The organism is Stenotrophomonas sp. YIM B13575, from assembly GCF_042787595.1.
Taxonomy (GTDB): Bacteria; Pseudomonadota; Gammaproteobacteria; order Xanthomonadales; family Xanthomonadaceae; genus Stenotrophomonas; species Stenotrophomonas lactitubi_B.
The window spans coordinates 1-10887 of the sequence record NZ_JBHZOP010000167.1 but is presented as its reverse complement, the minus strand read 5'-3'; the positions used below and the strand labels follow the sequence as shown (position 1 = coordinate 10887).

The window sequence follows — 10887 nt, the reverse complement described above, 5'->3', positions numbered from 1 at the left end:
GGGTCCGGTGACAGGGGCGTGAGCCGCATGGATGCGGCGACCGAGCTTACATGGACGTACTTGCAGCGGCCCCTGCCACCGGACCCACCCCGCCATCCCGCAGCAGACCCGCTGTTGCTGTTGCAGTTGCCGTTGCCGTTGCTTCTGCGGGTGCCGGGCGCAGCCCGGCCGAACCCCCTTTACTCCTGACCGGTGTCATCCAGGCTGATGATTCCGCGGCGCAGCGCCTGGGTTACCGCGTGGGTGCGGTCGCCGACGCCCAGCTTGTCCATCAGGCTTTTCATGTGCGCCTTCACCGTCTGCTCGGAAATCTGCATGCGTTCGCCGATGCGCTTGTTCGACAGGCCACCGGCCACGTGGCGCAGTACTTCGGTTTCGCGTGGCGACAGCCGGTCTTCCACGACATGCGCGGCGATGCTGGCCGCCACCTCCGCGGGTATCGGTGCACGACGGCCGCTGGCCACCGTGCGGATGGTGTCCACCAGTTCGTGGCGCAGCGTGTCCTTCAGCAGATAGGCGCTGGCGCCGGCCTGCAGGGCACGCACCGCACGCACATCGCCGCGGTAGGTCGTCAGCACGATGATGCGGGCGCGGGGATCAAGCGCGCGGATCCGCACGATCGCTTCCACGCCGTCCATGCGAGGCATCTGCAGGTCCATCAGCACCACATCCGGTTGCAGCTGCTGGTAGCGGGCCAGCGCTTCTTCGCCATCGGCGGCTTCGCCGAGCAGGCGCAGGTCTGCGTGCGTGCTCAGCAGTGCCGCCAGGCCATCGCGCAGCAGGGGATGGTCATCAACCACCAGTACGCCGATGGGAGGAAGGGATTCAGTCATGGGTGGGTCTGCTCCAGGGCCAGCGCCAGCGCGATGGACGGCGGTGATACAGGCGACGGGCCGGCACGGACAGCGCCACTTCGGTGCCCAGTCCCGGTCGGGTCCACAGCTGCAATTCCGCGCCCAGCCGCTGTGCGCGCTCGCGCATGCCCTGCATGCCCCAATGACCGCGGCCGGCATCCTCGTTGGCAATGCCGACACCATCATCGCGTACGTGCAGCAGGAAGCAGCGGGTGCCGTAGGACAGTTCCACTTCGATGGCACTGGCCTGCGCATGCCGCAAGGCGTTGCGGATGGCCTCGCGTCCGATCAGGAACACTTCTTCGGCGGCATCGGTCTGCAGGGGCGGCGGGCTGCCTTCCACGGTCAGGCGCAGCGGGTTGGTGCCCTGGCCCGCGTACTCGGCGTGCACATCGGCCAGCGCCGAGGCGAGGTCGCGACCGGCAAACGGTCCGTCACGCAGAGCGTTGACCCGCTCCCGGCCTTCGGCAAGATTCTGCTCGGCCAACTGCATCGCCGCCTCCAGCTGGGTGCGCACCGGTTCAGGCGTCTGCGCGGACTGGCTGATCGCGTGCAGCCGCAGGATGAGCCCCTGGCTGCCCTGCAGCAGAGTGTCGTGCAGGTCGCGTGCGATGCGTTCGCGCTCGCCGTTGCGCTCCTGCAGGCGGGCGCGGAACAGCATCGCGAGCTGGCCGCTGCGGATGCGGATGGCCAGCATCAGCACGGCCAGCACCAGCACCACGCACAACAGCTTGAACCAGATGCTCTGCAGGAACGTGGGCGCGATCCGGAAGGTGCGGCTGGCTGGCACGCGGCTCCAGATGCCATCCTCATTGGCAGCCTCCACCTCGAAACGGTAATGCCCCGGGGCCAGATTGGTGTAGTACGCGCGCGTGCTGCCACCGGCGTCCTGCCAGCCGTCGTCCACGCCGGACAGGCGGTAGCGGTAGCGGTTGCGCTCGGGCCGCGCCAGCGACAGCGCGACATAGTCGATCTGCAGCTGGGAGGTGCCGGCCGGCAGGCGCAATCCCTCCTGCAACGGCGTCTGGGTGGTGCCATACAGCACGTCGCCGATGCGTACCCCGGGCGCCATGGTGTTGATGTGCGGCTGCAACGTGTCCAACCATGCCAGGCCCTGGTTGGTGGCCAGCCACAGCAGGCCGTCGGCGGCCAGCACGGCGGTCGGGATGGGGCCGCTCTGCAGGGCAATGCCGGGCATGCCATCGACGGCATCGAACAGGCGCGGGGCGACTGGCTGGCCGTCGCGCAGTGCGCTGCGCAGGGTAGCGACTTCAAGCCGCACCAGGCCGCGGCTGCCGTTGAGCCAGAGCCGCCCTTGGCCATCGGCGACCATGCCGGTAATGCCTTCGAGGATGCCGGTGGTGCTGGTGCGCACGGGCAGGAATCGACCGTTGCCGAGGCGCGCGGCCAAGCCCGCCTCACCGGCAACCAGCAGTAGATCGTCATGCTGCAGCAGCGCGGTTATCGGGCCGACCGACAGCCCCTGTGCCGTGCCGAACGTGTCGACCGATCCGTTATCGAGGCGGCGCAGCGTGCCGTCGGAATAACCAAGCAACAGCGCGCCGTTGCTGGCACGCGCCAGCGACGAGCAGGCCTGTTCGGGCAGCCGTGTCTCGCGTCGCCACCGGCTATCCGCGTACTGCAGCACGGCCTGCTCACCGGCGCAGACCCAGGCCTGGTCATCGTCGGCAAACAGCAGGGCATGCAGGGGCTGGCCGGTGAACGGCGCGGGCAGTGAAATGCGCGTGGTGTGGCCGCCCACCGTGCGCGCGAGGTTGATCCAGTCGAACTGCCAGACGGGGGTGGGTGCCCGCTGCGCGGCGGCCTGCAACTGCGCTGCGCTTTCGGCCAGCAGCGGGCGCTGCAGGTCGAACAGCTTGAGGTCTTCGCCATAGCCGTAAACGCGGCCGTCGCTGCCGCGTACCAGCGAGCGGTAAGGATCGCTGGGGCCGACGGCCAGCGTCTGCACGCTGCGTGCGCGGAAGCGGTTGAGGCCGAGGTTGGTGCCGACCCACAGGTTGCCTTCGCGGTCAGCGATGACCGGCACCGCCGAGGTCGCGGTGAGGCCCTGTGGCGTGTCGAAGCGCTCGATGCGCACGGCGCGCTGACCTTCGAAGGTGACGCGGGCGACGCCACCGTGCGGGCTCATCGTGGCCCACAGTGCGCCATCGGCAGTGAACTGCAGCCGCGAGGCGACCAGGTCCGGCATGCGCCGCGCTTCCCGTTCGCTGGGGGGCAGCAGCCCGTGCGCGTTGGCCAGTGGTGAGGTGCCGCGGATGCGGTCGGCCAGCCAGATCTCGCCCTGCGGGCTTTCCACCAGGGACGCCATCTGCGAGACCGCGATGCCGGTGTTCTCAAATGCGGTCTTTCCCGCCGGGCGCTTCCAGATGTGCAGGTCGGCCAGCACCCAGAAGGTGCCGTGGCTGTCCTGCAGCAGCCATTGCACACGACGTTGTGGCACGCCTTCATCGGCGGCCGGAGCCTGCCAGCGTTGCCCGTCGAACCAGCGCAGGCCGCCATTGACTGCCGCCCACAGGCGTCCGTTGTGGTCATGCGCGAAGCGCGGCACCACGCCCACCGGCACACCCTGTGCGCGCCCGAAACTGCGCAGCCGCTGCGGCGAGAACTGGCTGATGCCGGCCTGGAAATAGCCGATCCACAGGTCGTCGCCCTCGCCGTCGAGGCCGAGCGTGACCATGTTGGTGGAGGGGAAGCGGGCGCCCGCAGGCGCCGCCTGGCGCTCGAAACGGCGACCGTCGAAGCGGTACAGGCCCGAGCCGGTCGCCAGCCACAGCATGCCCTCACGATCCTGGGCGATGTCCCAGATATCGCCGGGCGCCCCTTGGCCGACCCGCCACGCGGTGTGCTGGTAGCCGGGCATGCCGTCGCTGATCACCGGATGCTGCGCAGCGAGCACGGGCAGGGCGATCCACAACAGCAGGCACGACAGCAGCGCCGGCAGGCGACGCGGGAGAGGGATGATGTGGCCACGCATGGCGCTCATTCTGGCAGGTGCGGGGCAGGCGCAGGTGACCCGAATGGGGTAGGCGTGATGCAGCGGGGTCGGCTATCACGCCGACATGGATGATGGAGGCCGGCGATGCAGCGCTTGTATGTGATGTTTCCCGATCGCGGCCCGGGCCTGGGATTGCTGTGGCTGAGAATGTGCGTCGCCAGCGCGCTGTTGCTGCCAGGTACCGCTGCAGGTGGGTCGTGGTGGCTGTGCCTGGCGGCAACGGGTTTGCTGTTGCCCGGCCTGCTGACGCCGCTGGCGGTTGCGCTGGCGGTGCCGGGGCTCTATTGGCAGGGCGCGGCGTTGCCATGGTCGCTGCTGCCGTTGGCCTTGTTGCTGCTGGGGCCGGGCGCCTATTCGCTGGACGCGCGGCTGTTCGGCCGGCGACGCCTGCGACGGCCGCCTCCCCCGATCGGGTGAGTGTTGACCTCGACCGTTGGGGGTAGGGCGCCGACGGCTGGCGCCGCACCATGGGCCACCCCCGCTGCGGCGCCCGAACATGGCTACCGTCCTTTCGCCCGCCGAGCCCACGCCCACGCTGGCGCCCCAGCAGTCGGCCGCCCTGCAGCGTGCGCTGCGCTACATCGATGAGCACCTGTCGCAGCCGCTGCGGGTCACCGAGCTGGCCGAAGTCGCCTGCGTCAGCCGTTTTCATCTGGTGCGCCTGTTCCGCAATGGCACCGGTGCCAGCCCGCTTCGCTATGTACGCCGACGGCGCATTGAACGTGCGCGGCAGCTGCTGGCGACCCATGGGCAGTCGATGACCTGCCTGGCCCAGCATCTGGGCTTTTTCGACCAGAGCCATTTCGTCCGCAGCTTCCGCGCCGAGACCGGCTGCAGTCCCGGCCAGTATCTGGCCGGCGATGCGGCGCTCGCACGTCCCCTTGTTGTTTCTTCCACTGGAGTCCACCCATGAGCCTCGCCACCGCCACCCCCGCCAAGGCACTGCTGTCACCCACCGACCACGCCCTGATCCTGATCGACTACCAGTCGCAGATGGCGTTCGCCACCCACACCATCGACATCTCCGCACTGCGCAACAACGTGTCGTTGATCAGCAAGGGCGCGAAGGGCTTCAACGTGCCGGTGCTGCTGACCACGGTGGCCGAGAAGTCGTTCTCCGGCCCGATGTTCCCGGAGCTGCCGGCGATCTTCCCGGGCCAGACGGTGTTCGATCGCACCTCGATGAACACCTGGGAAGACCAGCCGGTGATCGATGAGGTGAACCGTATCGGCAAGCGTCGGCTGGTGCTGGCCGGGCTGTGGACCAGCGTCTGCATCGTCGGACCGACGCTGTCGGCGCTGGAGCAGGGGTTCGAGGTCTATGTGATCACCGATGCCTGCGGCGATGTGAGCGAAGAGGCGCACGAACGCGCGATCACCCGCATGGTGCAGGCCGGTGCGGTGCCGATCACCAGCGTGCAGTACCTGCTGGAACTGCAGCGCGACTGGGCGCGCGGTGAAACCTACGACCTGACCACCGGCATCGCCCGCGACCATGCGGGCGGCTATGGCGTCGGCATCCAGTACGCCAAGACCATGTTCGGCGCCCAGGAAGGCGGGCACTGAGCGTGCGCGACGGCCATGGCCTCGACCTGGCCTTGCTGATCCTGCGGGTGGCGGCGGGAGGATTCCTGCTGCCGCACGCGCTGGGGAAACTGTTCGGCTGGTTCAACGGGCCTGGCTTGGCGGGCTTTGCCGGCGAACTGCGTGGCTTCGGTCTGCCTGCAGCGGCCCCGTTGCCATTGCTTCTTGCGCTGCTGCAGGTGGTGGCCGGCACCGCGGTGATGCTGGGCTGGCAGGCCCGGATCGCCGCGCTCGTGGCTGCCGCGTTCATCGCCTTCACCGCACTGCTAGCACTGCCCAAAGGATGGTTCTGGATGCGCGGCGGTGCCGAGTATCCGTTGTTGTGGACGCTGGTATTGCTGGCCATCGCCCTGGCCGGGCCCGGTGCATGGGCGGTGGATGGGCTGGTTCTTTCTGGAGACATCGCATGAGCAACGACCCTCTCGATCCTGGCCGCCGCAACGTGGTCCTGGCCACCGGTGCCGCGCTGGCGCTGGGCCTGGCTGGCGGCACCGCCGTCGCCATCGAATCCCCTTCCAAGGAGCGCCGCATGAGCACGCTGGTCATCCGCAATGCACGCATCACCACCCTCGATCCGCAGCAACCGCATGCGCAGGCATTGGCCGTGCAGGAGGGGCGCATCGTCGCCGTCGGCAGCGATGAACAGATCATGCGCGACTGGGGCAGCGAAGCCACCCTCATCGATGCGCAGGGACGGCGACTGGTGCCGGGTCTCAATGACAGCCACACCCACCTTATCCGTGGTGGCTTGAACTACAACCTGGAGCTGCGCTGGGACGGCCTGCGGTCACTGGCCGATGCGATGGCCATGCTGAAGGCGCAGGTGGACCGCACGCCCGCGCCGCAGTGGGTACGTGTGGTCGGTGGATTCACCGCTACCCAGTTCACCGAGAAGCGCCTGCCGACCCTGCAGGAGCTGAACGACATCGCCCCGGATACGCCGGTGTTCCTGCTGCACCTGTACGACCGCGCACTGCTCAACCGCGCGGCGCTGCGTGCCTGCGGCTATACCAGGGAAACGCCGGATCCGCCCGGTGGGCAGATCGTGCGCGATTCGCTGGGCAACCCGACCGGCCTGCTGCTGGCCAAGCCGAACGCACTGATCCTGTATGCAACCCTGGCCAAGGGGCCGAAGCTGCCGATCGAATACCAGTCCAATTCCACCCGCCATTTCATGCGCGAGTTGAACCGCCTGGGCATCACCTCGGTGATCGACGCCGGCGGTGGCTTCCAGAACTACCCCGAGGACTACCAGGTCATCGAGCAGCTGCATCGCGACCAGCAGCTGACCGTGCGCATCGCCTACAACCTGTTCACCCAGAACAAGGGCAGCGAGGTCAGCGATTTCCGCGGCTGGAGCGAGATGCTGCAGCCGCGCCAGGGCGATGACCTGCTGCGCCACAACGGTGCCGGCGAGATGCTGGTGTTCTCGGCAGCCGATTTCGAACTGTTCAACGAGCCGCGCCCGGAGCTGCCCCCGGAGCTGGAGCCGGAACTGCACGACGTGGTCAAGCTGCTGGTGGAGAAGCGCTGGCCGTTCCGCATCCACGCGACCTACGACGAGAGCATCAGCCGCATCCTCGACGTCTACGAGCAGGTCAACCGCGAGGTGCCGTTCGATGGCCTGCACTGGTTCATCGACCACGCCGAGACCATCACCCCGCGCAACATCGAGCGTATCCGCGCGTTGAATGGCGGCATCGCCGTGCAGCACCGCATGGCCTACCAGGGCGAGGCATTCGTGCAGCGCTATGGTGTGCAGGCGGCGCGGCACACGCCACCGGTGAAGCGGATGCTGGCCGAGGGCGTGCCGGTCGGCGCCGGTACCGACGCCACGCGCGTGGCCAGCTACAACCCGTGGGTGGCGCTGTCGTGGCTGGTGACCGGGCGCACCGTTGGTGGCCTGGCCCTGTACGGCGATGAGAACCTGCTGGAGCGCGACCAGGCCCTGCGCCTGTGGACGCAGGGCAGTGCCTGGTTTTCCGGCGACGAAGCGGTGAAGGGCACGCTGAAGACAGGCCAGCTGGCCGACTTCATCCTGTTGTCGGCCGATTTCTTCCGTGTCGATGAGCAGCAGATCGCCGACATCACCAGCCTGTTGACCGTGGTGGGGGGCCGCATCGTGCATGCCGACGGCGACTACGCCGGGTTGGCGCCGCAGCTGCCTCCCGCGATGCCGGACTGGTCGCCGGTGAACCGCTTCGGCGGCTACCACGTCGGCGGCGCCGCCACTGGCCTGGCGGCGGCCCATCATCACCATCACGGTGCAGCCTGCAGCACCCATGGTGGGCATGGACATGCGGCCCGCCATGCCGCGCCAACCGTTGACCTGACCGCGTTCTGGGGCGCGATGGGATGTTCGTGCTTCGCGTTCTGACCCTGGCATCACTGGCGTTGCCGTCGTTGGCACTGGCCTGCGACGGTGGCGCCTGTGCCGTGGTTGGCGATGGCCAGTTGCAGTGGGATGCATCGCTGCGCCTGCGTGGCATGTACTACGACCCGAGCCGGTTCGGCGTTGGTGGCGGCGAGGATGGCTATGGCCTGCTGCGTGCGCTGGCATCGGCCACCTTCGCCCGCGATGACTGGCAGGCGAAGCTGCAGCTGGGCGCGCATGCCGAGCGCGGCAAGGCCGGTGGCCCAGGTCGAACCGATCGCGGCGCGCTGGACGTGCAGCAGGCGTACTGGCGCTGGACTGCTGGAGGCATGCACGTGCAGCTGGGCCGGCAGGAAGCGGGCTATGGCAGCTCGCGCCTGCTGTCGGTGCGCGACGGGCCGAACATCCGCCTGGCCTTTGATGGTGCACGGGTGGGGTGGCAGGGCCGGCTGGGCGCGCTGGACCTGATGGCGCTGCGTCCGGTCGAGAACCGCCCCGGTGCGTTCGATGACCGCGGTGAGCGCGGTGCACACCTGATCGGCGTGTATGCGACGACGGCCAAGGGCACAGGCGGCAGCCAGTGGGATCTCTATCTGCTGGACTATCGTCGCGAGGGCGCGCGCTTCGCCGCAGGCAGCGGTACCGAGCGGCGGCAGACCTTGGGCGCGCGCTGGTTCGGGCAGTCCGGCGCGCTGGACTGGAACACCGAGCTGGTGGTGCAGGGCGGTGAGCTGCGGGCCGTGACCGGCGATCTGGACGTCCGCGCGTGGACCCTGGCCACCGATACCGGCTGGCGCTGGGCAGGGCTGCCGCTGCAACCGCGCCTGGGCCTGAAGGCCGATATCGCCAGCGGCGATGCAGATCCGCGGGATGGCCGGCTCGGTACGTTCAATGCGCTGTTTCCCAAGTCCGCCTATTTCAGCGAAGCCAGCCTGTTGGCACCGGCCAACCTGATGGATCTGCAACCGACACTGGCGCTGCGCCTGCATGACGCGGTGACTACCGAGCTGGGTGTACAGCTGGCCTGGAAGCAGCGGCGCGCCGATGCGGTCTACACCACGCCGGCACCATTGGCTGCGTTGCCCGGCAGTGCCGGTGGCGCACGCCGCATCGGCACCCAGTACAAATCCGAAACCCGCTGGCAGGTCAATGACCGCTGGCAATGGCAGCTGCAGCTGGCCTGGGTCGATGCGGGCCCTGCACTGAAGCAGGCCGGTGGCCAGGACACGCTGTACGCCTCAATCGTTGGAGCATGGCAATGGTGAACGCATCCGCGTCACAACACTCTCCGCAGGCCGATGGCGCCTGGTCGCCGCTGAAGATCCGCATGTTCCGTTCGATCTGGCTGGCGATCCTGGCCAGCAACATCGGTACCTGGGTCAACGACGTCGCTGCGGCCTGGGTAATGGCCGAACGCACCGGCTCGGCGCTGATGGTGGCGCTGGTGCAGTCGGCCACCACCGTGCCGATCGTACTGCTGGCGCTGGCTGCCGGCACCCTTGCCGACATTGTCGATCGCCGCAAGTACCTGCTGTTCACCCAGGGCTGGATGCTGCTGGTGGCGGCGGTGACGGCGATGCTTACGGCGATGGATCTGCTGACGCCACAACTGCTGGTGCTGCTGACCTTCTGCATGGGTTGCGGCGCGGCGATGGCGATGCCGGCGCAGGCGGCGATCGTCTCCGAGCTGGTGCCGCAGCCGATGCTGGCCTCGGCAGTGGCACTCAATTCCATCGGCATCAACATCGCCCGTTCGATCGGCCCAGCCATCGGCGGCGTGATCGTGGCCCAGCTGGGTGCGGTATGGGCCTTCGGGTTCAACGCCATCACCTTTGCGGCAATGCTGTTCGTGGTGTGGGGCTGGAAGCGCGATCCGAAGGCGTCCAGCCTGCCTCCGGAAGGATTCGGTGCTGGCCTGAAGGCAGGCCTGCGCTATGCCAGCCGTGCCGGACGCCTGCAGGCGGTATTGATCAAATCGGCTGGTTTCTTCTTCTTTGCCGCAGCGATGAACGCGATGCTGCCGGTGGTGGTGCGCGGACAGATGCACGGTGGGGCAGGGCAGTATGGCGTGCTGCTGGGCTGCATCGGCATCGGTGCGGTGGGTGGCGCACTGCTGCTGCCGAAGCTGCGGGCGAAGCTCGACCGCGACCTGCTGGTGCTGCTGGCCACCTTGTCGCTGGCTGCCAGCCTGGCCGGCCTGGCCCTGACCCGCAGCTGGTACGTGTTGCCGCTGGTGATGCTGGTCAATGGCTTTGCCTGGATCACCGTACTGTCTTCGTTGCAGATCGCTGCACAGACCGCGGTGCCGGCCTGGGTGAGAGCACGGGCGCTTGCCCTGTACATCATGGTGTTCTCGGCCGGCATGGCGGCCGGTGGCCTGAGCTGGGGCGCGCTGGCGCAGCGCACATCGCCGGAGCTGGCATTGCTGGTGGCCGCCGCAGGCGCAGTCATCGGCGGCCTGCTGGTATGGCGCGTGCGCATAGCCGGTGCCGAAGATCTGAACCTGAGCCCGGCCGGCCACTGGCCAGCGCCGGAGCTGTCTGTACCGGTATCCAATGATCGCGGGCCGGTGCTGGTGACCATCGAATATCGCATCGATGCCGCCGACCGCGCCGCGTTCCAGGCGCAGATGCGCACGCTGGGGACGGTCCGTCGGCGCGATGGCGCCGTGGTCTGGGGCGTGGTCGAGGATGTGGCGACCCCGGGCATCCATCTGGAATATTTCGTGGCGGCGTCGTGGTTGGAGCACCTGCGCCAGCATGAGCGCATCACCGCCGACGACAAGGCGATCCAGGAGGCGCTGCGCGCGCTGCATCGCGGTGAGCGCGCCCCGGTGGTGCGTCACTTCGTCGGCGGCCATGATCCACTGCCCGCAGCAGCGCCGCATCACCGCAGCGACATCTGAGGGTGTCGTGGTAGAGCTGGCCGCTGGCCGGCTGAACGCGGTTTCGATCGAGGTTGATGGGGGTGCCGGCCAGCGGCCGGCATTACCGCAGGAGCGGCGGCGCCGGAGCGCCGCCGCGCTACGTCACTTGCGTGCGAACGCCAGCAGGTCGGCG

General features: G+C 68.4%; 9 protein-coding genes. 7 read left to right on the top strand and 2 right to left on the bottom strand.

Features of this window, described 5'->3' with window-relative positions; all coding sequences use genetic code 11:
- Positions 1 to 179: 179 nt before the first annotated feature.
- Complete coding sequence (locus ACFX4F_RS20000; RefSeq protein ID WP_180167336.1) at positions 180 to 833, bottom strand: response regulator transcription factor; 654 nt, start codon at positions 831 to 833, stop codon at positions 180 to 182.
- Complete coding sequence (locus ACFX4F_RS19995) at positions 826 to 3858, bottom strand: triple tyrosine motif-containing protein (protein WP_380658059.1); 3033 nt, start codon at positions 3856 to 3858, stop codon at positions 826 to 828. The genes ACFX4F_RS20000 and ACFX4F_RS19995 overlap by 8 nt, the downstream gene beginning before the upstream one ends.
- A 96-nt stretch (positions 3859 to 3954) precedes the next feature.
- Here ACFX4F_RS19995 and ACFX4F_RS19990 point away from each other — a divergent pair, with 96 nt between their 5' ends.
- The 7 genes from ACFX4F_RS19990 (at position 3955) to ACFX4F_RS19960 (ending at position 10733) form a co-directional block, all read left to right on the top strand.
- A complete protein-coding gene (locus tag ACFX4F_RS19990; protein ID WP_099818750.1) occupies positions 3955 to 4287 on the top strand; it encodes a hypothetical protein in 333 nt (110 codons plus the stop codon).
- A 79-nt stretch (positions 4288 to 4366) separates the two neighbouring features.
- Positions 4367 to 4783: a helix-turn-helix transcriptional regulator gene (locus ACFX4F_RS19985; protein WP_099818749.1), complete on the top strand. Its 417-nt coding sequence runs from the start codon at positions 4367 to 4369 to the stop codon at positions 4781 to 4783.
- Complete coding sequence (locus tag ACFX4F_RS19980) at positions 4780 to 5436, top strand: hydrolase (RefSeq protein WP_180167333.1); 657 nt, start codon at positions 4780 to 4782, stop codon at positions 5434 to 5436. The genes ACFX4F_RS19985 and ACFX4F_RS19980 overlap by 4 nt, the downstream gene beginning before the upstream one ends.
- A 2-nt stretch (positions 5437 to 5438) precedes the next feature.
- On the top strand, positions 5439 to 5864 hold the full coding sequence (locus tag ACFX4F_RS19975; protein WP_380658056.1) for a DoxX family protein: 426 nt from the start codon (positions 5439 to 5441) through the stop codon (positions 5862 to 5864).
- A gap of 119 nt (positions 5865 to 5983) precedes the next feature.
- Positions 5984 to 7831: an amidohydrolase gene (locus ACFX4F_RS19970; protein ID WP_380658062.1), complete on the top strand. Its 1848-nt coding sequence runs from the start codon at positions 5984 to 5986 to the stop codon at positions 7829 to 7831.
- A complete protein-coding gene (locus ACFX4F_RS19965) occupies positions 7810 to 9093 on the top strand; it encodes an alginate export family protein (RefSeq protein ID WP_380658053.1) in 1284 nt (427 codons plus the stop codon). The genes ACFX4F_RS19970 and ACFX4F_RS19965 overlap by 22 nt, the downstream gene beginning before the upstream one ends.
- The gene (locus tag ACFX4F_RS19960; RefSeq protein ID WP_380658051.1) at positions 9087 to 10733 is read left to right on the top strand and encodes an MFS transporter; all 1647 of its coding nucleotides are present in this window, start codon (positions 9087 to 9089) and stop codon (positions 10731 to 10733) included. The genes ACFX4F_RS19965 and ACFX4F_RS19960 overlap by 7 nt, the downstream gene beginning before the upstream one ends.
- The last annotated feature ends 154 nt before the right edge of the window (positions 10734 to 10887 follow it).